Here is a 25,519-nt window from a genome sequence, read left to right as displayed (position 1 = left end):
TAGTCGTTAGTTTAATCGGTAAACAAAGACTAAGAGAGAAGAAGAGTAAGGTTCATTTCTGCAAGCGCTTTAACGAGAAAAACTGAATACGTAGATAAATCCGGCATCGTTTGTACCCAGTCTTCAAGAGCACGGGCGTAAGGTGGTGGGTTCTTTTACATGCCAAAAAGAGAGGAGATTGGGGAAGTTGCACGGGAAAAAAGGACATTTTAACTCACTTCGGAATCAGATCTTCATTGGTTTTGTTATGGTGATGCTTGTTGTTCTGCTGCTCGCAGGCATATCGGCCTATGATCGGGTAGCTGCTCTGCTGAAAAGCAATGCGGAGAAACATATTCACCAAACCGCCGTCCAAGCCAGTGGCAGATTGGATGCACTCATTGCACAAGTGAATTCGCTGACCGCCCAGGTGGCGGATGATTCATACGTGCAGCGTCTGCTTAGCGATGAGAAGCAAGGCAACCCAGCTACCTTTAATCAGCGCCAAGCTCTCTTGCAGATTGCAGGTAGTTATCAGTCTTTCATCAACGGAGCGCAAAGTATGGAGATATACACTACGGGTTATAACCGTATCTTTCCGATGGATGACCGATCCCTCGATCTCAGAGTGGAGCGCAACTGGATCAACCTGGCGGATGAAGGAAAAGGCAGACTGGTATGGGCAGGCGCTGACCCTGAAGATCCGGGTGTGCTCCTGGCTATTCGGCGGATTAACCTGCTGGATCATTCTTTCGAACACGGAGGTTATGTGGTGGTGCGGATGCAGCGTAGTTTTTTTCAACTCAATGATTCGAATGGGACAGATGGTTCGCAGGACTCTATCATGCTCTTGGATGGTGCAGGCGAAGTGGTGAGTTCCGATCTGGAAATTAATCTCGATCCAAAGGCCATATTGGACAGCGGATCAGTCGTGCAGAACGGGGAGGAATCCTATATCGTCGTCAGGCAAAAATCGGAGTTAACGGGATGGACACTTGCTGTCCTGACCCCGTTGCGGGAGACAACGGAAGGTGTATCCATCCTGAGAACAGCGTTGCTCGTCTCGGGAATGATTGGTGTTGTTCTGTTCCTTATCATGTCCTTCTTCCTGTCCACCATGATTACACGTCCACTCATACGGCTGATGCGGGCCATGCGCAGTGCAGAGCCGGGAGCAATGAGACCTAATCTAATGGTTAGCTCTACGATGGAGATCAATGAACTTAACAACGTATATAACCAGATGGTCTACAGGCAGAATGAATTGACCCGTGTGGTTCATGAGAAGGAAGTCATGCAGTCCCGGGCTGAGCTGAAGGCGTTGCAGTCTCAGATTAATCCCCATTTTCTATTCAACACGCTGGAAGCGTTCTATTGGTCCCTTGAGGAAAAGGGAGACGAGGAGATGGCACGTATGGTGGTGGCGATGTCCCGATTATTTCGTTACATCATCTCCAGCTCGCAACAGGATGAATGGGTTACGATGGCCGACGAGCTGGAACACGCCGAGCGTTATCTTCAAATTATGCAGATGCGGTTGGGAGAGAGAATGCAATGGCAGATTCAGCTGAGCGATGCGGTACGTGAGGTCCACATCCCGAAACTGCTCATACAGCCCTTGGTTGAAAATGCGATTCTTCATGGGGTTGAAAGTAAACTGGGTCCGGGAACGATAAGCGTCCATGTGGATGCTTCGACCGAGAAAAATCTGGTTCGCATTGAGGTTCGGGATGATGGTCCCGGTATGGATGAATCACGGCTTCAATCTGTAATTCATGCCTTACATGGTGGCCCCGCTGTATCTAACAAGGGTACAGGCGTAGGTCTAATCAACGTACATCGGCGACTGAAGCTTTACTTTGGCAGCCAACTTGGCGAACGTTGCAAGCTTTCTATAACAAGTAAGGTTGGGGAAGGGACTGTCATTTGCTTTGAGATTCCCATGGGAACGGAGGGTGCATATGATTCATGACAAAACAATTCTTATCGTGGATGATGAGCCGCGTACAAGAGAGGGTATTCGCAAAACACTGGAGGGATGGTCGGCAGGACGAAATCACATTCAGACTGCAGAAAGTGGCGTCGAGGCTGTGGAATGGCTCAAGAAAAAGCCGGCAGATCTGTTAATAACGGATGTTCGCATGCCGGAATTCTCTGGCTTGTCTCTGATTGAAGCCATTCAACATTTTTCGAACAAGCCTGTTGTCCTGATTATGTCGGGGCATGCCGATTTTCAATACGCCCAGCAGGCCATTAAGCTGGGTGTTGTGGAGTATATGTTGAAACCGATTGATAAGGAACAATTGCTGCAGACCGTCGAAAAAGCCCTAAAGTTCAGCGAACAACAGCGACGTATTCAAACGATGCAAGAAATGGTTGACCCGAAGCTGCTGGATGTTAAGGAGCGCGGAGAACAGAGGCTCAATAGCCAGATCAGTGAAGCTTTGACCTATGTGGATGCTCATCTGGGTGAACATGTGACCATGCGTGAAATCGCTGATCTACTCCATCTCAACTCCAGTTACTTCAGCGTATTGTTCAAGGAACAGATCGGCATCAATTTTAGTGAATATCTTACCCGCAAACGGATTCAGCGCGCGAAGGAGTTGCTTGTACAGACAACGATGCCAATCTCGGAAATTGCCGAACAGGTGGGTTATCAGACGGATAAGTATTTTATCACAGTATTTAAAAGTCTTGAGGGGCTAAGTCCAAGCAAATATCGGCATTCCCTATCTGAACGAAGTAACAAATAACCTCAAAAAAGTGGAGTTTTTCCAAATTGTTCTGGTCTTATAGGTGTGATAGGCGCGTGCTACAATTTGGTTAAAGCGGTTACATTAACCGATAAAACCAAGGGGGTTGGAATAATGAGCAAAAAGACGATGGCCATTCTTCTGTCATGGACGCTGGTTCTCGCCGTAATTTTATCCGGATGTAACAGTTCAAGTTCGGATGAAGAGGGTGAAACAGGCAGCAACGGCACAGATGGGAAAGTAACCCTCAAATTTATGCACCTCTGGCCAGCAGGCAGTTCCGCACAGCAAAACAAACTGGTCAACGATATCATCAAGCAGTATCAGACGGATTATCCGAATGTAACCATTAAGCAGGAAGTGCTGGAGAATGAACAATATAAGAACAAATTGAAAATCCTGTCGGCATCCAATGAACTTCCCGATGTTGGTGTAACTTGGGCTGCTGGATTTCTGGAGCCTTATGTAAAGGGGAACCTGTTCGCACCGGTCGATGATCTGCTGAGTGACTCGCTGGGCGAGAAATTCATAGCCGGAACAACAGAAGCTTATGCCATAGACGGCAAAACATATGCGCTACCAATCGAGTTGAATATCTCCCCCATTTATTATAACAAAGCCATTTTTGCGAAATATAACTTGCAGCCGCCAGCAACGTACGATGAATTCCTGAGTGTGCTGAAGACACTGACAGAGAACGGTGAGGTTCCGATCGCACTGGGCAATAAAGACCGCTGGACCGGCTCACTCTGGTATATGTATCTGGCGAATCGGTTAGGTGGAGATGCACTGGAAAAGGCCATCAATGGCTCTGGCAAGTTTGACGATCCTGCGCTGACTCAAGCTGCTGCCGAGGTACAAAAACTGGTGGATATGAATGCTTTCAACAAAGGCTTTAACGGGTTGTCTAACGATGAGGGCAAATCCGAATTCATGAACGAAAAAGCTGCTATGTATCTGATGGGTACCTGGGAACTGCCAAACTTCACGACTAACCCGGACATCCCGCAGGAATTCAAAGACAAGATCGGATTTTTCAAATTCCCAACAATGGAAGATGGCAAGAGCGATATTAATAGCTGGGTAGGTGGTCCAGGTGTAGGGTTGTTCGTGGCCCAGAACTCCAAAGTGAAGGAAGAAGCGCAGAAGTTTGTGCAATACTTTGTGGAAAAATGGGGTGAAAGTTCGGTAACTGAAGCAGGCGTCATCCCGGCTACCAAAGTGGATACGGCGGCAGTACAGTTGCCACAGCTCTATATTGACCTGCTGAACGAATTGAATCAGGCCAGCAGCCTTACGCTCTTTGCAGATGTACAGATGAAACCGGCAGCCGCTCAGGCCCATCTCGACATGATTCAGGCGTTGTTTGGCAAAGCGGTAACACCGGAGGACTTTGTGAAGAATCATCAGGCTGCAATTGATAAAGGCAATTGACGTACACACGTTTGAACGCTTGAAGGGAGGATAATGTGATGGACAAAGTCATGTCCAACCGTCTCGTTGCTGCGTTGTACGTGCTTCCTGCACTGCTTCTGCTGCTGGTCTTGGTTTACATCCCGATCGTGCTCACCGGGTATTATGGGTTGATGCAATGGGACGGGATCGGTGCAATGACCTTTATTGGATTGGATAATTACGCCAGACTTCTTCAAGACGGAACATTCTGGCAGAGTGCGAATCATACCTTTTTACTTGCTTTGTTCTCTGCGCTGAGTCTGATCGGTTATCTGATGATTGCTTTGGTGCTGTCAGGCAAGATCAAGGGTGCCAATCTGTTCCGTAAAATATATTTGATCCCGATGCTGCTGTCTTCGGTCGCGATCGCCCAGTTATGGCTGAAGATCTATCATCCCAGCAATGGTGTGCTAAACACCTTTCTGGAAGCGATCGGCTTCAGCAATCCGCCAGCCTGGCTGGCGGAGCCATCCCTGGTGTTGTATGCACTGTTCGTGCCGATTCTATGGCAGTATGCAGGCTTCTATATTTTGATCTATTATGCGGCCCTCAAAAATATTCCGGAATCTCTGGTGGAAGCAGCCCGGATTGATGGAGCAAGCCCTTGGCAGATCGCTTTTCGAATCAAGCTGCCCCTTATTACAGAAGTCATCAAGGTGACTGTGGTACTGGCTGTGGTAGGCTCACTCAAGTATTTTGATCTCATCTACGTGATGACCGATGGCGGACCGAATGGTTCCAGCGAAGTGATGGCCTCCTATATGTATCGTCAGGCGTTCCGTAGCTTCGACTTTGGTTACAGCAGTGCTGTAGGGTTCTTCCTGCTCTTGATCTGTCTGCTTGTTACCTGGCTGCTTCGAAAAGCGACAGCATCCAAAGATACGATCCAGTATTCCTGACGCTAGTTCGTGTCTGAAAACTCGCTGAAGTGCATCTTTTACCGCCTTTTCGCCCCCTGCTGCGTCACTTTCCCTTGACGTGCCCCGGCACGCCTGCGGAAAATTTCCTTGCTTGGAACGAAAATTCGGCAAAATCTGCCACCTTCGGAGTTTCCAGACACGCCCTAGTGAAATGAAAGGAGGTCCATCCCGGTGAAGACGGATACGGCTGTAAGATTACCAACTTACCCGGGGACAAGCCGAGGTTCGGCATGGTTAAGGAGATTTGGCTATATTCTGCTGTATTTCCTCTTGTCCCTGGTAGCTTTGCTGCAAATTTTACCTTTGGTATGGTTGCTGTTATTCTCGCTTAAAAATAATCAGGAAGTATTCGACATGGCGCCTTTTTCCCTTCCTGCCACTCCGCGTTGGGAAAACTATGTCAAGGTATGGACAGAGGGAAATATCAGCTTGTACTTCTTCAACAGTGTATGGATTACGGTGGTCTCGGTGGTGATCACCGTGCTGTTCGCCAGTCTGGTGACCTTTGCCATTACACGTATGCGCTGGAAAGGTCGTTCGCTGGTGCTGGGGCTGTTCATGGTGGGTCTGATGATCCCTGTACACTCCACGTTGATCCCGCTGTTCAGCTTGTTCCTGAAGCTTCATCTCACAGATCATCCTTTGTCAGTCATCCTGTCTTATATTGCCTTTAATATGCCAATTACCATTATGATTCTACTTGGATTCTACTACGCTCTCCCCCGGGAAGTGGAAGAAGCCGCAGTGATGGATGGTTGCTCCGTGCATCGGATTTTCTTTCGGATTGTGCTGCCGATGACGTCTTCGGTCATTTCCACAACGGCGATCATTAACATGATCTATAACTGGAATGAATTCATCTTTGTTAATACGTTCATCAGTACAGATTCGTACAAAACCCTGACTGTTGGGGTACAGAACTTTATTGGTCAATACACAACGGATTGGGGAGCCATTGGTGCAACGCTGATGATTAGCATTATGCCAATCCTGATTGCTTTTCTTATCTTGAGTAACCGAATCGTGGAGGGAATTGCTGCGGGTTCTGTTAAAGGTTAAAAGGCTGAGGGTTTAAGGTCCTTCCATTACTTGCTCAAAAGCGAGTTGGGAAGGACCTTTTTTGTCTTCTAAAACCTCTGGCAGGCGTACGGAAGATGGGCTATATGAAAGCAGTGAAAATACCTATTTATGGAATTACAAAAAACTTTCAACTTTTTTCGCAAAACTACTGCATTTTCAAACCACCTGTGCTAACATACCCTAAGAATTAAAGCCCACATGGGAAAGGTGAGAAAATGACAGCAATATCCTCAACCAAAGAGTCCCTTCGTTCTGATGCCAAGGATCTGAATCTGATTCGACTTACATGGCCTATTTTCTTGGAACTCTTCTTATTTATGTTGATGGGGAGCGTGGATACGCTCATGCTCAGCTCGGTATCCGATAATGCGGTCTCCGGCGTTGGAGCAGCCAATCAGATTATTTCTATCGCTATCCTTGTATTGGAAGTCATTGGACATGGTGCTGCGATTGTAGTCGCACAATATATCGGATCCAAAAAGTTAAGTGAAGCAGCACAAGTTACGGGTAATGCGATCACACTGAATCTTATCGTAGGTCTGGTCCTGAGCGGAATCTTCCTTCTGTTCGGAGGACATTTGTTATCACTCCTGAACATTCAAGGCGAAATTTATGATTTTGCCCGTTCGTATATAAATATCGTTGGTGGCGGTATCTTCCTTCAGGCGCTCATTAATGCGCTGGCTGCGACGATTCGTACACATGGTTACACCAAAGAAACGATGTATGTTGCTGTATTTATGAACGTGATTCACGTTGTTGGTAACTATGCATTGATCTTTGGACACTTCGGCCTGCCGAAGCTTGGGGTGGAAGGGGCAGCGATCTCCACGGTGGGGAGCCGTTTTATCTGCCTTCTGATCTTCTTCTGGTTGTTGTATCGTGTGAGCGAGGTACGGGTGGATTTTGAATACTACATTAAGTTGTCCAAGAAATTCATTGGCAAAATTCTGCGGATTGGCATTCCGTCTGCGATGGAATCGATGGTATATCATTCCTGCCAGCTCGTGTTCACGCTGTATGTGACCTATCTGGGTGCAGAAGCTATGGCAACGAAGCAGTATGCGGGTAATATCTCCAGCTATATCTACTTGTTCAGCATGGCGATTGGTATGGGGACATCGATCATTGTAGGCCGGCTTGTGGGTGCGCGGCGCAAAGACGATGCGTACAAACGTGTTTTTGACAGTGTAAAATGGGCGCTTCTGGCCACGGTTGTCATTGATATATTCATCATTCTGTTCCGTGTGCCGCTGATGAGCATATTTACGGATAATCCGGAAATTATCAAGCTGGGGGCTCAAGTGATTCTACTCAGTCTTTTGCTCGAAACCGGGCGTACCTGCAATATTGTGATCATTGGTTCCCTGCGTGCGGCAGGGGATGCAAAATTCCCGGTATACATGGGGCTGATCTCCATGGTCTGCATGAGTCTGCCACTGGGGTACCTGCTCATATTCAAGCTTCATCTGGGGCTCGCGGGTGTGTGGCTTGCCATTGCGGCAGATGAGTGGACCCGCGCGGTCATTATGTTCTTCCGCTGGAAGAGCAGAGCTTGGGAGAAACATGAATTGGTGGAGCATGATGACGAAGAGGTTGGTGCACAGCCGGTACCGGCTGTCTGACGAAGAATGTTGTGCAAAGATATAAATGAACCTGCTGTAGATCAATGAAGTGGCTCTAGAGTAGCCACAGGACGGCGGTTTCCCAGAAGAGTCAATTACGGAAAGGATTCCATCCGTGATTGGCTCTTTTTTTCGTTCGGGATAGAGGCCAACCAAAGTGAAGATAGCAAAAATGATCAAAACGGCGATGACATCCTTCACGTATAGTAAGGATATGGAAGGGGGCTTTACCTCAGTTGAGCCGTTACCGTGCAATGATTCAGCAAAGTTTGTTCTATATTGAGACTCATCTGCATGAGCAGATTGGACTGGAAGAAGTGGCATCCGAGGCGTTGTTGTCGCCATATCACTACCATCGAATTTTCCGTAATGAGGTGGGCATGACCGTGGTGGATTATATCCGCAATCGCCGGATGAGTCTGGCGTCCACGACCCTCCGATCGACGGATGCGGGCATTTTGGACATCGCTCTGGCATGTGGTTTTGAGAGTCAAGAAGCCTTCACCCGTGCATTCCGCAAATTATATGGCATGCCACCAGGACGTTTTCGCAAATTGTTCGATCTGAAATTATTCGAAGGAAGAACCAGAGGAGGAGAATTACAGATGAATCAGACGTCAACAATTACAGGTTGGATGTTAACCGGGAGTCATCCGCAGAATTATGAGATGGGCATTGATCCGGCTGAAGTGCATCAGGGGAAAGCTTCAGGATATTTGAAGGCCGTTACGCCGATGGAGCCTAACGAGTTCGCAACAATGATGCAACAGTTCAGAGCGGACAAGTATGTGGGTAAGCGGATGAAGTTATCGGGATTCGTGAAGACCGAGCATGTGGATGCGTTCTGCGGATTATGGATGCGTGTGGATAATAACGTCCATGATGTACTTCAATTTGATAACATGCATGATCGGCCAATTACGGGTACGCAGCCATGGAATCAGTACAGTATTGTGCTTGATGTGCCGGAGGGCAGCGCGGTCATTTCATTCGGGGTTATTTTGAACGGCAAAGGAAAAGTGTGGGTCGACAGCTTCCGCTTCGAGGAGGTTGATCTGAACACACCACTGACACATATGGAGACAGAGTACGAGATGTCGGACGAGCCGCTGAATCTGTCATTTGAGGAGTAGATGCAGAAGGGGGCCTTAAACGGCTGACTTAAACATTAACATGATTTGGAAATCTATAGATCAAGGGCTGATCCAATTATGGGTTGGCTCTTTTTGTTGCCTTTGGGGTATAAAGAAAGTAGAGCCAAGTCCAAGCTGAGAGGATGCAGGCTTCTCATACAAATTGCAAACTCATCCATAGCTAATTCCCACGGACCTTGCTAACATAGACCCATAAACTAACTCATGACATAGATAAAGAGGATGAATCCCATGAATAAAAAAGTGCTCGTGGTAGATGACGAATCAAGTATCGTCAGTGCCATTGCTTACGCGCTGCGGCGCGAAGGATATGAAGTAGATACTGCGAGTGACGGCGAAGAGGCCTTGGTCAAGGTCGCATCGTTTCACCCACAGGTCATAATTCTGGACGTCATGATGCCAAGGCTTGATGGATACGGCGTATGCCGCAGGCTGGAGGACCGCGAGGATATCGGCATTATTTTGCTGACCGTCAAAAATGATATCGTGGACAAAATCGTTGGCCTGGAAATGGGCGCCGATGATTACATGACCAAACCATTCGAGATCCGTGAACTGCTCGCAAGGGTGAAAGCGCTCATGCGCCGTGTCGAGAAAAGCAGTCCACCACCTGACGATTCGAAGAATCAGGCCATCGTGAATGGCACACTGCGTATTCATGTTGCTCACCGCACAGTGACCGTGAATGAGGAGAAGCTGGATCTGACACCAAAAGAGTTCGACCTGCTGACCATTCTCATGTCCAATCCCGAGCGTGTGTACACACGAGACGATCTGCTGGACCGGGTCTGGGGCATGGAATATGCAGGTGGGACACGGACCGTGGACATTCACATCCAGCGTTTGCGCAAGAAAATCGGGGATACAGATCAGCAAAAATTGCAGACCGTGTACGGGATTGGTTACAAAGCTTCTGCGCCTGAAACAGGCGGGGCCATATGAGAGTCAGCATCAAGCTGAAGTTCAGTGTTTTTCTGGCAGCCTTGCTTATCCTGACCGTGGTTGTGCTTAGTTCACTGGTTCTGCGCGGTATTGAACGCAATCAGCAGTCACAGATTGAGGGTATTCTGTCCCAACAGACACGGCTGGTCAACTTGAACGTGAGACAAGCCTACTATACGGAGTCCGTTCATCTCGAACAGGACGTTTTTTTACAACAAAACGGCCGCAGGCTTGCACAGGAACTAGCCAATTCTACCGGATTGCCGATAGCGCTCTATGATATGAATGGCCAGCAAGTCGGTTCATCGATCAGCTCCGGGGAGAGTGCGATTGTTCAGGATACGCTTAACTATGCACTGCAAAATAAAATTGCCTATCATGAACAAGGGGATACCTTGCTCTATGCCGCACCACTGGACGGTCCGGATGGACAGATGGGTGCTGTATGGATGCAATATCCGGTCCAAAGCTACCATGAATTCTATACTCGCATCCTTCAATTGTTCATATGGGCCGGAATTACTGTTGTTGCGCTGAGTTTCATATTAGGTTATCTGTTCTACAATCGGTTTGCCGTTGCGATTACCCGGCTGAAGAGGTCCGCAGATTTCATTCGAGAAGGGAACTACATTACGGAGTCTCCTGTAAGGCGCAAGGATGAATTGGGAGAGCTGGGGCAGGGCATTTATTATATGAGTACATCCATTCAGCAAAATATCACAGCCATGCATGCGGAGCAGCAGAAGCTGCAACTGGCGATAGAGAAGTTGCAGGCGCTGGAACAGCAGCAGAAACAATATATCGGTAACATCAGCCATGAGTTCAAGACACCGCTGACATCGATCAAAGCTTATGTGGAGCTGCTCGACATGTATAAGGATGATCCGCAACTGCTTGATGATGCCACGAGTAACATTGGCAAAGAAACGGAGCGGCTGTACGAGATGGTCGAGAAAGTACTACATTTATCTGCTATGGAGAAGTATGACTTCGAGAACCAGGCCGAAGATGTTGAGGTCAGTGCTCTGCTGGAGGATGCCTGTGGCCGGATGCGTGGAAAAGCGGAGAAGTTCGCGCTGAATATGGAACTGGATCTTGAACCGGCGGTGATCCGCAGCGATCGGGAGAGTCTTATGCATATTTTCATCAACATGCTGGATAATGCGATCAAATATAACGTTCCGGATGGTGTGATCCGGGTGGAGAATGAACTGCGGATGCAGGAGCGTCAAGCGGTCATTCGCATCTATAACTCGGGTACGCCGATTCCGGCAGAGGCGCGGGAGAAGATTTTTGAACCCTTTTATACTGTGAACAAAGACAGGGCCAGAAAAACCGGTGGAACCGGACTGGGACTATCTCTCGTGAAGCAGTTTGTTGAAAAACAGGGCGGTACAATCACCCTGCTGTCGGATGATCCAGAAGATGGGGAAGGTGTGACGTTTCAGCTCATTTTCCCTTTGGCTGATTCAAGTTTACAAGTTCGAAACAAGTCTGAATAACTTTGGAAGTATGCCATGTGTATGCTTGGTCTTATAGAAGAGAAACCAGGGGGGACCATGATGAATTGGAAACAAGCAGCTTTGGGGACGTTTGGGGCCATTGCTCTGTTAACAACAGCAGCATGTGGGGGAACAACAGAGCCGGGGGGCAATGCACAAGGCGGGAAAACGGGCACCGATATTACAGTAAAAGATAATACCAACACGTCCGTGTACCAGAGCTTCAAGTTGGAGAAAATTGATAAATTGCCGAATATGCGCGGAATTGCATGGCTTAGTGATGATTGGATTGTATCCGACAAGGAGAACAAGTCCTTGAAACCCGTCACGGTTGAAGGCCAGGAAAGATATCCGCATAACTTATATATGTATGATCTGACGAAAGGTACAGACACGCCGCTCAAGGAAAGTGAAGCCAGTCTGGGTGCACCGCTGGTGTCACCGGATGGTCAGTACCTGTTCTACCGGGAGCCGGAGGAAAATACGGGCAAAGGCTACTTCCTGAACCTGCATAACGGGGAGACAACCCCTGCTGGTAAGGAGGATGGATTCATCCAAGAGGGCGCGTGGCTGGATAATGAACATGTTGTTTTCCCCGATATGAAGGGTGATCTGATCTCTGCAAGTGTGGACGGTACAACGAAAGTACTGGTGGAGACGGGCAATTTCAATGTGCGGAGTATCAAAGTGTCAGGCAATATGCTCTATTATATTACGGGCGAGGACGGCCAGTTGAATGCATACGAGGTGAAGACGGGTGACGTGAAACAGGTGCTGAAAAGTGTGGAGTGGGTCATTCCTTCTAATGATGGAACAAGGCTTGCGATTGTGAAAAGAACGGCGGATACCAAACGGGCGCTGGTGCTCACCGATCTGGAAGGTAATGAGAAGGCCACGCTCGCCAGAGGTACGCAGATCTTCGGCACCAGCTGGTCGGGTGATGATTCCAAGATTGCATACACCATCAATTCCGAGAATGATAATGAGAAAGGGCTGTTTGTCTCCAACACGGAGTCGGCTGAGCAGTTCCAGATCTCAGCGGATATGGATAACGCCTCTGACCCGCTCGCCTGGAGCCCGGAAGGTAATAAGATCCTTTTATCGCAGGCCATATTGGAGAATGAATCGTATCACTTTGTAACTTCGGTTATTACGATCTCCGAATAGGATGGTTGTTGCGGACAGATATGTTCCATATCTTTCATCCCTTTCTATACATTTATATTGACTAAGCTATTCCGCTTCCGATAAACTAGAATGCAGGAATAAAAGTCGAATGTCAGACAGCAGTTCGAGACGAAGTTTCGGGCGGCTGTTTCTTTTCTTTTTACAAGTAAGGGTGCAACGTAGTCGTCTTGCCGGATGATCCGGCTAACAACAACATGGAATAGGAACAGGTGATATACATGTGTAACAGCGCGTACCGCGTGCTTTTATATTATAAGTTCGTGAAGATTGAAGACCCTGAGACGTTTACACAAGAGCATCTGCAATACTGTAAGGACCTCGGTGTGAAAGGCCGTATTCTGATCGCATCCGAAGGCATTAACGGTACGGTATCCGGAACTCCTGAACAGACGGAACAGTATATGAAAGACATGCATGCCAACCCGCTGTTCAGCGACATGGTGTTTAAGATTGATGATGTGGAAGAGCATGCGTTCAAAAAAATCTTTGTTCGTCACAAAGCAGAGCTGGTTACGTTCCGCGTGGACGAAGATCTTGATCCAAATGTGATTAGTGGCAAACGCCTTTCACCGAAAGAGTTCCATGAGCATTTGCAACGTGATGACGTCATCGTTATCGATGGTCGCAATGATTATGAATACGAAATTGGTCACTTCCGCGGGGCCATCCGTCCAGATGTTGAGTCGTTCCGCGAGTTTCCGGAGTGGATTCGAGAGAACCTGGGTGACATGAAGGACAAAACCATTATTACTTATTGTACTGGCGGCATTCGCTGCGAGAAGCTGACTGGGTTCATGATCAATGAAGGATTCCAGGACGTGGCTCAATTGGACGGCGGTATTGTCACATACGGTAAAGATCCAGAAGTACAAGGGCATCTGTTTGATGGCAAGTGTTACGTATTTGACGAGCGGATCTCTGTACCGATTAACCGGACAGACGAGGATATTGTCATTGCCAGCTGTTATCACTGTGGAACGACACATGACCGATATATTAATTGTCCAACCTGCAACCTGCAGCACGTAAGCTGTGAGGATTGCGAAGAGACGCATAACCGCTTTTGCTCGGATGCTTGCCGGGAGGCAGCACCGGTACACGCATAAGCAGGAGAGCAGGTGCTGATCGTGAAGCGTGAAGAGGAACGAACGACGCGTGAACGGATTTTGTTCATGCTGAAGCAGCAAGGCACATTGACCGCGAGGGAAATGACAGCTGATTTGGGTCTGACCGGCATGGCCATTCGCCGTCATCTGACGGCACTGGAGCAGGACGGCTGGATCGAGGTTCGGGAGGCGCGGGCTACGGCTGGACGTCCGTCCTCGGTGTACCAATTGACGGTACGTGGGGACAGCTTTTTCCCGAAATCATATTCGTCCCTTACGCTGGAGCTACTTGAAGAATTGTCTGACTCAGCCGGGAGCGGTGTGGTGGATGCATTGTTCGAGAGTCGCCGGGACAAGCTGCTTCGTAGCGGATTGCCACAGATGGAGGGCCAGGATCTGGCCGGACGGGTGGAGGAACTCGCACGAATCCAGAATGCCAACGGATATATGGCGGATGCGTCCAGAGAAGAAGATGGAACCTACGTCATTACGGAAATGAATTGCCCGATTGTGCAAGTCGCGAGTGTCTACAAGCAGGCTTGCCGCTGTGAACTGGAACTGTTCCGCTCGCTACTTCAAGCTGAGGTAGAGCGTACCGAATGTTACGCCGATGGCGGCAAAAGGTGCAAGTATGAGATTCGCGAAGCGTCGGGGAATTAACTGGTTTTATACAAAGAGATTGTTTCGATTCGTCGAAATAGTCTCTTTTTTTGATAATGAATTACGTATAAACGCTATTTAGGGATGGCGATGCGTGTTATAATGGAGTTAACATCCAGTGCATGTTCGCATCCTTATATTTGCTGATACTTCAGCAGATATATCCTGTTCATTTTGCGCGTAGGAGTGAATAATGATGACAGAGTTGCTTGATCCCAAGAACGATTATGTGTTTAAACGAATCTTTGGAAGTGAAGAGAATAAGGATGTTCTTTTGGCTTTTCTGAATCATACCTTCAAAAATGCAGGTGAATCTTTACTGACCGAGATTGTGTTAATTAACCCTTATCTGGACAAGGATACACCGAGAGATAAACAGTCCATACTGGACATACGGGCCAAAACAGATCAAGGTGAGCTAAATGCAGTTGTTTAATCAGTATGATTTAGAGAAGAGGACTTTGTTCTATTGGGGTAAACAATATTCCAGACAATTACTTGAAGGACAGAGATATAGTCAACTCAAAAAATGCGTAGCGATCAACATTGTTAATTTCAAAATGCTCGCTAATGACCAGTATCACAACGTATTTCATTTAAGAGAAGACCATACTGATATTCCGTTGACGGACGTTATAGAGATTCATTTTATGGAAATACCAAAGCTGAATGATGAAAATATTCAAATAAAAGATGGATTGGTGCGTTGGCTGTTATTTCTGAAAGGAATGACTAGATCAAGCTGGGAGGCGTTAATGATGCACGAACCGGAACCGGCTTTGAAAAAAGCCATGAGTGTATTGGAGTTTCTGAGCCAGGATGAGCAAGCACGTCAACGATATATCGACCGTCAGAAATTTCTGTGGGACGAAGCTTCCATGATTGAGGGCGCACGAGAAGAGGGTCTCAAGAAAGGCATGGAGGAAGGAATTCAAAAAGGAATCGAAGAAGGGATCAAAGAGGGAATCAAAGAAGGTGAAGCTGAGAGCAAGCGGAAAATCGCAATGAATATGCTCACTTTAGGTCTTGATCAGGCTATAATTATTAAGGCTACCGGGCTAACCTCATCTGAATTAGAGGAACTGCAAAAAGAAAAGGAATAAGCACTCTGGAGCTATTCTTTGATTGATATAAGGCGACCATACCCAAAGTACATTGGGAGGGATGCCTCTTTTTTTTGAAAATTTTAAATATGAAAAATCTCATGATGAAGCACAGTACTTGTCTGGAGCGGAGATAGCTGCCGTGATTGCCCAGTTGGATCAATTACCCATGAAGCAGCAACTATGTCACGGTGATCCCAACCCGGGTAACATACTCCTTCGAGAGCGTGATACCTTTATTATTGACTGGAACAATGCTTCTACCGGAAATCCGAAAGCCGACTTGGCCGAATATATCATTATGATTCGTTGCGCAATACTGTCCCCGCATCTGCGACATGAAGCGACGGTTGCTCTTTGTGCTACCAGAGAGGCCAGCATTCGCATCTTTATGGAGGAGTATGAGAAGTTGTCCGGTATTGCCTATGCAGATATCGAACCCTGGATTGCGCCTGTTGCGGCACGCAAATTGATCGCGGAGGCCATATCGGAAGCGGAGAAAACAATGCTCGTGGACGAGATTAGAAGAAGACTTCATACTCGACTTTCATGAGTAGGACCTTATTTTGTTGTACCCATGGCGACCATCTACAGAACAATGTGGGTGCTTTTTATGTTTTATGTAATGTTTTCTATCACAACCATACGATGAAACTAAATTGGAAGCGGTTCAACCATTGACGGATATCGGGACGCCCCTTAATATTAGGGGAACAATAAAACACCAACACGGGTCATGGACTTCAGTCGCATGGGAAAAGTCTATATTTGTCTGCTTTTGTCGATCAAAGCAACAATGCGTTGAAGCGTTTGTTTTGTCCCGCCCTATCGTGTCAATGGAATCTCGATAAGGGTAACCACATTTTATAAGATGGAGAGGGGTTCTCACACATGAAAAAGAAATTTTGGATGTCACTGATGATGGTTGCTTCAATGATCGTTGCGGCAGGTTGCGGAAATAACAGCGGTACAGGCACGGAATCCGAAGGATCGGGAAGTACAACAGGTGGAGGCAGCGAGGAAAAATCATACCAGATTGCCATCTCGCAGATTGTTGAACATCCATCCCTGGATGCTACACGCGAAGGATTTATTGCAGCCCTGAAGGATGCGGGCATTGAAGAAAACAAGAACCTCAAAATCGATTACAATAACGCGCAGGGTGATTCGACGAACAACCTGTCCATTTCACAGAAAATCTCGGGTGATTCCAAAAATGATCTCGTACTCGGAATCGCAACACCATCTGCGCTGGCTCTGGCTCAACAAGTGAAGGACAAGCCATTGCTGTTTGCAGCGGTAACGGACCCGTTGGGTGCCAAACTGGTGACCGATATGGACAAGCCGGGCGGCAATGTTACAGGTGCATCCGACACGAATCCGGAGGCTATCGTACAATTGGCTGACTTTATCGCCAAAAATCTGCCGGATGTGAAAACGGTAGGTTTGGTCATTAACGAAGGTGAACCAAATGCGGTGGTTATGGCAGATAACGCAGAAAAAGCGCTCGCAACACATAATATCAAGCTGGTGAAAGCACCAGTTACGAATACATCTGAAGTAAAACAGGCAACGGATTCTCTGGTTGGCAAAGTAGATGCCTTCTACATTACACTTGATAATTCTGTCGTGAGTGCGGTTGATACGATCATCCAAACGGCGAACAGTAATAAAATTCCGTTCTTTTCCAGTGATCGGGATACCGTTGAAAAAGGAGCTTTCGCAACCGTTGGCTTCAAATATTATGACCATGGATATCAGGTTGGTGAGATGGCCGCGGACATTCTGAAAAATGGTACGAATCCTGGTGATATGAAAGTCACCGTTCCGGACAAGCTGGATCTGATCCTGAACCTGAAAGCAGCTGAAGCCCAAGGCATCACGGTTACGGATGAGATGAAAGCGGAAGTAAAAGACCAGGAAAACAACATTATTCAATAGAATCTGAGATTGATTCAATAATCTGACCGGAGTGTAAACCGGCTGTATGGATGCGAGGCGAACATGCAACGGGTTCGCCTCATTCTTTTCGATAGACAGGGAGGAAGTAGCGTGAGTATAAGCTGGAATTCAATTGAAGGAGCAATCGAGCTGGGGCTTTTATATGCACTGATGGCACTTGGTGTATATATTACGTTCCGCATACTCGATTTTCCTGACCTTACCGTAGACGGAAGTTTTACAACAGGAGGCGCAATCGCGGCGGTTATGATCTCCAATGACTTCTCTCCTTGGCTCGCCTGTTTGGCGGCAATGGCTGGCGGCATGGTGGCCGGGGCTTGTACAGGTCTGCTTCATACCAAAGGCAAAATCAACGGATTGTTATCCGGGATTTTGATGATGATCGCGCTTTACTCCATTAATATGCGTATTCTTGGCGCACCGAATAAATCCATTATGGGCATGGACAATCCATTCTCGGGTGAACATGTCATGGTACTAATTATCATCGTGGTGCTGGTGTTTAAAATCATGCTCGATCTGTTCATGAAAACAGATGTTGGACTGGCACTCCGCGCGACAGGTGATAACAAACGCATGATTCGCAGCTTTGGTGCAAATACGGATGTGACTACAATTGTAGGTGTCAGCTTATCCAATGGATTGGTTGCCCTGTCTGGTGCATTCATTGCACAGCAATCAGGTTTTGCGGACATCACGATGGGCATCGGTATGATCGTTATCGGACTGGCTTCCGTGATTATCGGTGAGGCCATTCTTGGTGCAAGAACGGTATTCTGGGCTACACTTGCAGCGATCGTTGGTTCAATCATTTACCGGATTGTGGTCGCGCTTGCCCTTCAAGTCGAATGGTTCGATACATCTGATCTGAAGTTGATCACCGCGGTGATCGTCATTATTGCCCTTGTATTCCCAACGATGCAGCGCTCCATGAAGCAGCGAAGTCTGGCTCGCAAACGAACAGAAGAGTTGATGCGATCCGGGGGCCATCAGGCGAAGGGAGGTATGTGATCATGCTGGAGATTACGCAAGTAACCAAGCTGTTCAACCCAGGCACAACGGATGAGAAGACCGCGCTGGTTGGCGTGAATCTGACGATGAATCCGGGAGATTTTGTGACGGTGATTGGCAGTAACGGAGCCGGTAAATCCACGTTGATGAACATCATTTCGGGTGTGATGAAGCCGGATATGGGCGATGTACTGATCAATGACCGCTCCATTAAAAATCTGCCGGAGCATAAACGCAGCAGCTGGATTGGCCGGGTGTTTCAGGACCCGATGGCAGGTACAGCACCACATATGTCCATTGAAGAAAATATGGCGATGGCATATAAACGTGGCAAAGGACGCGGACTGGGCTTCGGAGTTACCCGTGCCAGACGTGAGATTTTCAACACGCAACTGGAGAAGCTTGGAATCGGACTGGAGAAGCGTCTCAATGCAAAAGTGGGGCTTTTGTCTGGCGGGGAGCGGCAGGCACTTAGCCTGTTGATGGCTACGTTTACCCAGCCGCAGATTTTGCTACTGGATGAGCATACGGCAGCTCTTGACCCTTCACGTGCCGAACTGATCACGGAACTAACAGAGACACTTGTGCGTGAGATGAGACTGACTACCTTGATGGTGACGCACAATATGGAGCAGGCCATTCGTCTGGGTAACCGTCTGATCATGATGGACAAGGGCCGAATTATTCTGGATGTCAGCGAAGAGCGCAAGCGTACGTTGACTGTACCTGAGTTGCTTGGTGAATTCGAACGGATTAGCGGCAAAAAGATGGCAGATGATCGTGTCGTGCTGGGTTAAGACAAGTGAATACTTGTTGGAAGAACAGATATACGTAGCGTGATCTACAATCTAAGCCAGCTATAAGATAGACGATAAAAACCTTTTGCGTTCTCGCAAAGGGTTTTTATGGTATGTTGAACACGTTGAAGAAAATGGAATGAATCTATATTATTTTGGAATAGCGAATTATACATAGTAGGAGGACCCTGAAATGTCTTTGCAATGGAATGAAGGGACATATACGGTCACGCGGCGAACGGAATCCATTCGCCTGCTCGCCAAGGAATTTGCACTGCTGCATTTTCTGTATGAAAACAAGGAAAAAGCCTTCACCCGCAGTCAACTGCTGGATCGGGTATGGCCGCTGGAATATCCGGTTGAACGCACCGTGGACGATCATATCTATCGCCTGCGCAAGAAATTGAAACGCTGGGATGAGATCAGTCTGGACACGGTACGGGGCTATGGATACCGGCTTGCTGTGCAGAAGAACAAGTCCGCTCTACCCGCTAGCCCTTCTGCTCAGGACCCAGAAATGCAGGAAGTCATTCACGGATTACTTCGTAAATATCACTTGTTTGGGCAGGGAAATGCCATACAGACCCTGGTTCAACAGCAAGAAGCGCTTGGCATTCAGATTGTCCCGTATTATCAGTTGTATATTCATTTTATACAGGGAGATCTGGAATGGCTGATTACAACGAAAGAAATCGCTTTTGAAGAGCGCTTATACTGGTTATTGATCTTTGTTCATTCGCTAATTGAACCATCAGAAAGCTTACCTTTGTATGAGCAGGCATTGAGTTCATCTGCATTATCTGCCGATCAGCTTCGCGAACTCCGCATTCTGAACATCGTTGAAGTCTATGTAGAGGTGGGCCAGTATCAACGTGCCAAAACGCAGCTTGAAGAAACGTATCGTGTAATAGAGACTGACGAGCTCAAGAATTTCAGACTGCCTGTAGCACTTGCAGCGTTGTATGTGGAACTGTGGGGTGGCAGCGGTGAAGCTATTGAGGCCCAGATGGCAGTCCTGCGAGCGGGATTGAAGGATGCCCCGTATCTGCGAGAGATCGGACGTTTTCAGGTGATGGAGGGGTTATGGTTACTTCGGCAAGGACGAGTTCGTGAGGCAGAGTTAAGAATGGATGACGGTCTGGATGTATTGAAAATGTCGCTGAACGCACCGCTATATCTGAATGCTGCATATCAGATTCTCCTATTCCTGGGTCATCATCGAATCGAAGGCAGACTTCGGAGTAAGTATCGTCAAGTGTACGCTGAGATCGGCAAAAGTTACGGTGTTCCCTTATATGGACAACAAATTGCAGATGAAGTACGTAACTTTTTATCTCCTACCTCCCCATCCTCTGATCTTCCTCTGATATAACTCCTTTATGATTACAGCCAAGGAACATACAGACCACAAGCGGCTGTAATCAAGGGAGGAAGTACATGTATGACCGTCATTTCAAATGAACCCACATCTAATGAATCTACCGAATCACCCGCCTCATCTGCGCAATCTTCCAAAAGCTTAAGGACTAACCTCCGGTTTGTCCGCATGTTTATCGCATACTCGCTGGCTACGTTTGGAGATTGGTTCGATGCACTCGCCATCCAGGTGATGGTGGCCTACCGCTGGGGTGCTGATCCGCTGATCATTGCGCTTATTCCTGTATGTATGGCTGTCCCGGGTATACTGCTGGGCTCCTTTGCTGGTGCCCTTGCTGATCGACTGCACAAAGTGAAAATCATGATCCTGTGTGATGTGATCACCGTGGGATTAACCGTTGCTATTTTATTCGCACCAAGCCCGGCATGGTTGCTTCCGCTTCTTGCCCTGCGGGCCATGATGGGTGTTTTTCATGTTCCAGCCCAGCAGGCGTTAACCCGCCAGGTGGTGGCAGAGGAGCATCTGTTTCAGGCATCGTCCCTAAACGGTTTTGTAAGCCAGTGTTCGAAAGTGGCGGGACCACTTCTAGGTGCAGTCATTTTGGCCTTTTTCTCACCACAAATCTGTATTGTCATTAATGCCTGTACCCGCCTGTTGTCAGGTGCGGTATTGTGGCCCTTGCGGCGTTTAGTGGAAAAGTCGGAGTCCGTAGCTTCAGACGGAAGTGCTGCTAGTGAAAAGGATGGATCGGAATCCTTGTTCTCCCAATGGAAGCAAGGCTGGCATTTTATACGGAGCAGTCGCACCGTGCTGAGTACGATTTTGTTCGGCTGTTTTGGACTGATGGCCATTCTGATGATTGATTATCAGTTTACGAGCCTGTTTCGAGAGATCAAGCCAGGTAACGAATCACTGCTCGGCTGGTTGGGGTCGTCGGCAGGAGCAGGGGCAGTAGTCATCATTTTGTTATTAAATCGCTTGCCGAGAATTGGGTATGGGTGGGGACTGGGTGGAGGATATCTGTTCGTGGGTGCCGGAATTGCTGCGCTGGGGTGGATCGGCCCACAAACACCTGAAATTTGGGTTATTATCTGGGGCCTCTGCATTGGGCTGGGTAATGGGCTCTTTATGGTAACTCTGAATTATTTGTTGCAAAAAGAGACCCCTCCTGCCTATGTAGGGCGCGTCTTCGGCATTCAAAATTCACTATCCAGTGTTGTACTGGTCGTAGCTCCACTTGCAGGTGGAGCGCTCATCCGAGTTGCAGGGCCGAGCCCTACCTTTCAATATATCGGTCTCGCTACGCTGGTGATTGGTCTTGCCGGCATACTGCTGCAACGCATTTTGTGGGAGGGAAAGCAACCTCTCGTGTCTGAAGCCAAAGAGATCATTCCGCAGGAATCGGCCTGATAGCCTTTGCCCGGACATTTTTAAATATCATTACATCTACAATATAACGAACAGCCGCTTTCGGTACTCATCCGAAGGCGGCTGTTTGCACATTGCATTGTTAAGCACGATTGAGCGAATTACACTTCCCACCAAGCAAAATAAGCAGTAGAGGCCATCAGTCCACCAACCGAAAGTGATCCGCTGACAGAGAGGTTAATAGCTTGACCCGGAGGAACCACGTAACGGCCAAATTCATTGGATAGAAACGGCCCTGCTTGAAGGGGCATAGCCATCAATGGGGTCGCTCCTGAAGGCGCAGCAGCAGAGAATCGTACGATGGCTACGCTGGTATTGCTGCTGGAAAGATTGCTGTTTACCGGCGTGAGTGTGGTGGGCGATGTCAGTGTTCCATTAGCGCTCAGACTCATGGAACCGCTGAAGGATGACAACAGATTCAGTGCAACCGTGATTCCACCGGAGAGTCGTGATACGTATAGGGTTTTCCCACTCCCTGCTGGATTGGCCAATTGTACGGTGGCGATAACCGTTCCTCCCAGCAAGCCCAGTGTTGTGGAGTTGGTGGAACCCGCATTGTACAGATTGCCTGTACTGCCAGCATTATTCTCCGGAGGTGCAACAATGCCTGGAGAAATATACGTGTTTGTGTTGGACGTATAGACGGGCTGGCTTAACGGGTTGAATACATTATTGTTTGGCAATGTGTGCACCTCCTTTTATCAGGATCAAACTCAGAATTCCCACCAGAACAGATTAATGGCTGCCGTCTGATTCCCCGTGCCTACGCTAATGGATAATGTTTGTCCCGGTGGCACAATAATGGAGCCATTCAGATCCAGTGAAAAAATTCCTGCGGTGAGCGGAATACTTGCAATACTCGTGAAGGTTCCCCCCAGAGTACCAGTATTTTGCCTTGTGGTAACTACACTGGCATTGGTATTGCCCAGTAATGTATTGACGGGCACTGGTGTGCTACCAACAGTCACGGTTCCTCCTGAATAGATAACAAGAGTAGCCGCCGCTGTTGTGCCTCCTGTGAGGCTGGATATGCGTATTGTTCGGCCGCTGCCGGCCGCATTCAAGATCTGTAGAAGAAGGTTCTGGTTGGAAGGAATCGAGGTATTGTTGGTCGTCAGGGCAAAAAAGCTGCCTGCAGCAGCTGCACCGCTGTCTGGTGACGCTTCAATGCCGGGGGCTGAGAAGGTATTGGTCAGTTGAGTAAACAGGGGACGATTGGATTGGTTGAATACATTATAGTTGGTCATCTCATCCACCTCCCATAGACCAGTTCATTTGAGCAACATTCCGATTGATTCGCATTTCATTGTACTTGCAGTGTATGTGAAAAGAAGCAAAATGGATTGGGGACTGAGCCGTATATCTGGAAATAACGGCAGATGCCGTGCCCGCATATACAAACCGGGCATACGATGCGTAAGCACATTTTTTAAGGGGAAATCGAGATGAGTCGAACAGCGAAGCGAAGCAAGAAGAGAACGAAGCAACCAACTAAATATGTCAGTCGCCGCCGCTCCCGTCATTCCTGCCGCGCTAAATTGCTGAAACCCCCTTGTTCCCGGATTACTCGTCCCCGGTTCAAGCAGGGTGCTTCCTCACGCACGAAACTCCCTGGTGCTATTCATTGTTTTACAGAGCATACGTATGTCGGAGCCGAAACCAGTAGCAGCATGGATTCACTCCCGGCACAAGACACCTCATCACTCAGCATGTATACCTATGGCGTTGTGAATCGGGGAAAACATCCGGCTCTTGTACAGATCCAGATCAGCCCCAATGCCGTAGATTATGCTGTGGACAGCCAGGAGGTGGTCGCGGGAGGCCAGACCAAAGCGCTGGTACCATTGCGATTTTTGCACTATACCCGGCTTGCAATTCGATCCGTTGAACCGGATCAACCGACCCGGCTCGATGTTTACTTTCAGGCACAGCGTATGCCGTAAGGGAGTTATGATCTCACAGATTTGACCAGGGAGGAGGACGAGGCACATGCCTAACTTTACAACGTTTAATACGAATCCGGATAATCTGAGAACGTTGATTTTCGGCCAGGATAGTACAGGCACAGCCCAGCCTGTCAGAACGGATACGAGCGGGAACGTGGTTGGTATTATTTTGGACGGAACCATCAGTAATATCTCAGGTCTGACCACGGTTACAATTAACGCCGGAACCATTACCAACATTCTGAACGGAACCATCACAAGTGTACTTGGAGCGACGATCACGGCAGGTACGATCAACAGTGTGCTTGGAGCGACAGTAACAGCAGGTACATTAACGAACCTGCTGAATGGTACGATCACAAGTGTACTTGGAGCAACGATTACCGCCGGAACGATCACGAGCGTGCTCGGGGCCACGGTGACCGCAGGAACGCTGACGAACTTGCTGAATGGTACGATTACGAGTGTATTGGGAGCAACGATTACCGCCGGAACGATCACCAGTGTGCTTGGAGCAACGGTGACCGCAGGAACGCTGACGAACTTGCTGAATGGTACGATCACAAGTGTATTGGGAGCGACGATTACCGCCGGAACGATCACGAGCGTGCTCGGGGCCACGGTGACCGCAGGAACGCTGACGAACTTGCTGAATGGTACGATTACGAGTGTATTGGGAGCAACGATCACAGCCGGAACGATCACGAGTGTGCTCGGAGCAACGGTGACCGCAGGAACGCTGACGAACTTGCTGAATGGTACGATCACAAGTGTATTGGGAGCGACGATTACCGCCGGAACGATCACGAGTGTGCTCGGGGCCACGATTACAGCGGGTACCATCACAGGTATACTCGGAGCGACAATAACCGCAGGAACACTGACGAACCTGTTGAACGGAACCATTACCAGCGTACTCGGTGCAACGGTAACAGCGGGTACGTTGACGAACTTGCTGAATGGTACGATCACGAGTGTATTGGGAGCAACGATTACCGCAGGAACACTTACAAACTTATTGAACGGAACCATTACAAGCGTACTTGGCGCAACGGTAACTGCAGGAACGTTGACGAACCTGCTAAATGGTACAATTACCAGCGTGCTGGGTGCTACAATTACCGCGGGAACACTTAGCAGTGTGACGTCCATTTCACAGAAGAGTTTTCAGGAGTCCCAACTCATAAGCACCCCGACCGCAAACACCTTCACAGCGCTCCCGGCGGTTACGACCAGTGTATTTGGCACGTATTCTTTCTTTGTATATAACCGGGGGCCGGGTGTGAACCGGGTAGATGCTCTTGTTGAGATTAGCGCCAACGGAACAAACTGGTACACGGATGTGACGACAGTAACGGGCATTTTGTCCGGGTCAGTGGATGTATTGGTACCGCAGCGTTTTCTCAAATATACGCGTCTTTCCTACCGCTCCAGCCTAATCGGCGCACCAAGCACGATTGATGTGTTCTTCAATGGACAAGGCACATAACCCATTTATTTGTCATATAGGTACATGGAGTTCCTTTG

Annotated in this window: 22 protein-coding genes and 1 pseudogene; 21 read left to right on the top strand and 2 right to left on the bottom strand. The window is 48.2% G+C overall.

What is annotated here, in order from left to right; genetic code table 11:
• Nucleotides 1–187 precede the first annotated feature (187 nt).
• The 19 genes and pseudogenes from QNO02_RS28660 to QNO02_RS28570 all read left to right on the top strand — a co-directional run bounded on the left by QNO02_RS28660 (nucleotide 188) and on the right by QNO02_RS28570 (nucleotide 22,028).
• A complete protein-coding gene (locus QNO02_RS28660) occupies nucleotides 188–1,951 on the top strand; it encodes a cache domain-containing sensor histidine kinase (RefSeq protein WP_289390619.1) in 1,764 nt (587 codons plus the stop codon).
• Nucleotides 1,941–2,735, top strand: a complete 795-nt coding sequence (locus tag QNO02_RS28655; protein WP_074092689.1) for a response regulator transcription factor — start codon at nucleotides 1,941–1,943, stop codon at nucleotides 2,733–2,735. Before QNO02_RS28660 ends, QNO02_RS28655 begins: the two co-directional genes overlap by 11 nt.
• A gap of 114 nt (nucleotides 2,736–2,849) precedes the next feature.
• The gene (locus QNO02_RS28650; protein WP_289390618.1) at nucleotides 2,850–4,169 is read left to right on the top strand and encodes an extracellular solute-binding protein; all 1,320 of its coding nucleotides are present in this window, start codon (nucleotides 2,850–2,852) and stop codon (nucleotides 4,167–4,169) included.
• Nucleotides 4,170–4,207: 38 nt separating this feature from the next.
• A complete protein-coding gene (locus QNO02_RS28645; protein ID WP_289390617.1) occupies nucleotides 4,208–5,089 on the top strand; it encodes a carbohydrate ABC transporter permease in 882 nt (293 codons plus the stop codon).
• A 192-nt stretch (nucleotides 5,090–5,281) separates the two neighbouring features.
• Nucleotides 5,282–6,169: a carbohydrate ABC transporter permease gene (locus tag QNO02_RS28640; RefSeq protein ID WP_289390616.1), complete on the top strand. Its 888-nt coding sequence runs from the start codon at nucleotides 5,282–5,284 to the stop codon at nucleotides 6,167–6,169.
• A gap of 236 nt (nucleotides 6,170–6,405) precedes the next feature.
• Nucleotides 6,406–7,815 (top strand): MATE family efflux transporter, encoded by a 1,410-nt coding sequence (locus QNO02_RS28635; RefSeq protein ID WP_289390615.1) that lies wholly within the window; start codon nucleotides 6,406–6,408, stop codon nucleotides 7,813–7,815.
• Between the two features lie 236 nt (nucleotides 7,816–8,051).
• The gene (locus QNO02_RS28630) at nucleotides 8,052–8,948 is read left to right on the top strand and encodes a helix-turn-helix transcriptional regulator (protein WP_084650287.1); all 897 of its coding nucleotides are present in this window, start codon (nucleotides 8,052–8,054) and stop codon (nucleotides 8,946–8,948) included.
• 252 nt (nucleotides 8,949–9,200) lie between these two features.
• Nucleotides 9,201–9,911: a response regulator transcription factor gene (locus QNO02_RS28625; protein WP_289390614.1), complete on the top strand. Its 711-nt coding sequence runs from the start codon at nucleotides 9,201–9,203 to the stop codon at nucleotides 9,909–9,911.
• The gene (locus QNO02_RS28620) at nucleotides 9,908–11,413 is read left to right on the top strand and encodes a sensor histidine kinase (RefSeq protein WP_289390613.1); all 1,506 of its coding nucleotides are present in this window, start codon (nucleotides 9,908–9,910) and stop codon (nucleotides 11,411–11,413) included. Before QNO02_RS28625 ends, QNO02_RS28620 begins: the two co-directional genes overlap by 4 nt.
• A gap of 57 nt (nucleotides 11,414–11,470) precedes the next feature.
• Nucleotides 11,471–12,580, top strand: a complete 1,110-nt coding sequence (locus tag QNO02_RS28615) for a TolB family protein (protein WP_289390612.1) — start codon at nucleotides 11,471–11,473, stop codon at nucleotides 12,578–12,580.
• Between the two features lie 239 nt (nucleotides 12,581–12,819).
• Entirely contained in the window at nucleotides 12,820–13,707 is an 888-nt protein-coding gene (gene trhO / locus QNO02_RS28610; protein ID WP_062836769.1) for an oxygen-dependent tRNA uridine(34) hydroxylase TrhO, read from the top strand.
• Between the two features lie 12 nt (nucleotides 13,708–13,719).
• Nucleotides 13,720–14,367 carry a helix-turn-helix transcriptional regulator gene (locus QNO02_RS28605; RefSeq protein ID WP_084174359.1) on the top strand — a complete coding sequence of 216 codons (648 nt, stop codon included), beginning with the start codon at nucleotides 13,720–13,722 and terminating at the stop codon, nucleotides 14,365–14,367.
• A 196-nt stretch (nucleotides 14,368–14,563) separates the two neighbouring features.
• Nucleotides 14,564–15,470, top strand: a pseudogene (locus QNO02_RS28600) (Rpn family recombination-promoting nuclease/putative transposase).
• A gap of 61 nt (nucleotides 15,471–15,531) precedes the next feature.
• On the top strand, nucleotides 15,532–16,023 hold the full coding sequence (locus QNO02_RS28595) for a phosphotransferase (protein WP_289390611.1): 492 nt from the start codon (nucleotides 15,532–15,534) through the stop codon (nucleotides 16,021–16,023).
• Between the two features lie 338 nt (nucleotides 16,024–16,361).
• On the top strand, nucleotides 16,362–17,411 hold the full coding sequence (locus tag QNO02_RS28590) for an ABC transporter substrate-binding protein (RefSeq protein ID WP_133386212.1): 1,050 nt from the start codon (nucleotides 16,362–16,364) through the stop codon (nucleotides 17,409–17,411).
• A 171-nt stretch (nucleotides 17,412–17,582) separates the two neighbouring features.
• The gene (locus QNO02_RS28585) at nucleotides 17,583–18,443 is read left to right on the top strand and encodes an ABC transporter permease (protein WP_051154091.1); all 861 of its coding nucleotides are present in this window, start codon (nucleotides 17,583–17,585) and stop codon (nucleotides 18,441–18,443) included.
• A gap of 2 nt (nucleotides 18,444–18,445) precedes the next feature.
• Entirely contained in the window at nucleotides 18,446–19,240 is a 795-nt protein-coding gene (locus tag QNO02_RS28580; protein ID WP_100528246.1) for an ABC transporter ATP-binding protein, read from the top strand.
• 193 nt (nucleotides 19,241–19,433) lie between these two features.
• Nucleotides 19,434–20,612: a winged helix-turn-helix domain-containing protein gene (locus QNO02_RS28575; protein ID WP_289390610.1), complete on the top strand. Its 1,179-nt coding sequence runs from the start codon at nucleotides 19,434–19,436 to the stop codon at nucleotides 20,610–20,612.
• Nucleotides 20,613–20,681: 69 nt separating this feature from the next.
• The gene (locus tag QNO02_RS28570; RefSeq protein ID WP_289390609.1) at nucleotides 20,682–22,028 is read left to right on the top strand and encodes an MFS transporter; all 1,347 of its coding nucleotides are present in this window, start codon (nucleotides 20,682–20,684) and stop codon (nucleotides 22,026–22,028) included.
• A gap of 119 nt (nucleotides 22,029–22,147) precedes the next feature.
• Here QNO02_RS28570 and QNO02_RS28565 read toward each other — a convergent pair whose 3' ends face one another.
• On the bottom strand, nucleotides 22,148–22,729 hold the full coding sequence (locus QNO02_RS28565; protein ID WP_133386209.1) for a hypothetical protein: 582 nt from the start codon (nucleotides 22,727–22,729) through the stop codon (nucleotides 22,148–22,150).
• Between the two features lie 30 nt (nucleotides 22,730–22,759).
• Nucleotides 22,760–23,293: a hypothetical protein gene (locus QNO02_RS28560; protein ID WP_249913767.1), complete on the bottom strand. Its 534-nt coding sequence runs from the start codon at nucleotides 23,291–23,293 to the stop codon at nucleotides 22,760–22,762.
• A gap of 198 nt (nucleotides 23,294–23,491) precedes the next feature.
• On the opposite strand from QNO02_RS28560, the gene QNO02_RS28555 reads away from it, so the two are divergent.
• Complete coding sequence (locus tag QNO02_RS28555) at nucleotides 23,492–23,989, top strand: DUF6385 domain-containing protein (protein ID WP_133386207.1); 498 nt, start codon at nucleotides 23,492–23,494, stop codon at nucleotides 23,987–23,989.
• A gap of 46 nt (nucleotides 23,990–24,035) precedes the next feature.
• A complete protein-coding gene (locus tag QNO02_RS28550; protein WP_289390608.1) occupies nucleotides 24,036–25,481 on the top strand; it encodes a DUF6385 domain-containing protein in 1,446 nt (481 codons plus the stop codon).
• The last annotated feature ends 38 nt before the right edge of the window (nucleotides 25,482–25,519 follow it).

Source organism: Paenibacillus sp. PK1-4R (assembly GCF_030369595.1).
Taxonomy (GTDB): Bacteria; Bacillota; Bacilli; order Paenibacillales; family Paenibacillaceae; genus Paenibacillus.
The sequence above is the reverse complement of the archived record's forward strand: the minus strand, read 5'-3'. Positions and strand labels throughout refer to the sequence as shown.